This window comes from Allokutzneria sp. NRRL B-24872, from assembly GCF_002155965.1.
Lineage (GTDB): Bacteria > Actinomycetota > Actinomycetes > Mycobacteriales > Pseudonocardiaceae > Allokutzneria.
Genome location: NZ_MUMH01000439.1, coordinates 1 through 541 on the forward strand (window position 1 = coordinate 1; position 541 = coordinate 541).

The 541-nt window shown below is 74.3% G+C and carries 1 protein-coding gene; it reads right to left on the reverse strand.

The genetic code is table 11. From position 1 onward, the window contains the following. Positions 1–541: IclR family transcriptional regulator (locus CCN37_RS38540; protein WP_305764733.1), on the reverse strand; the 541-nt coding region annotated here is incomplete at both ends.

Sequence of the window (541 nt, forward strand, 5' to 3'; positions counted from 1 at the left end):
ACCCTGCGCCAGGGCCTGGCGCACCTCCTCGGTGTCGTGCCGGCCGTGGTGGCGGCGCCAGGTGGTGCTGATCGCGGCGACCGGCCGCGCGTTGTGGTCGAACGCGGCCACCCCCATCGAGCAGAAGCCCTGGGACACCAGCTCCACCTCCTGCGACCAGCCGCGCTCCCGCTCCCGGGCCAGCTCGCCGGTCAGTTCCGGCAGGGAGCGCGGCCCGCGGCCGGTGCGGGTGGTCAGATCGGCGGGCCGGGGGAACAGTGCCCGCAGCTGTGCCTCCGAGGTGTGGGCGAGGATGGCGCGGCCGTTGGCCGTCAGATGGGCCGGCAGGCGTACGCCGACATCCGTCACGAGTGCGATGTCGATGTCCCCTGCCCGGGCCGGTGGGCGCTCCTTGAGCAGGTAGACGGTCTCCGCGCCGTGCAGGATCCCCAGGTGCACGGTCTGGCCGAGGCGGCTCGCGGCCGTGCGCAGGATCGGCCGGGCGAGCCGCTCGAGGGGTTCGTGGCGCAGATAGGCCGAGCCCACCTCGAAGGAGGACACG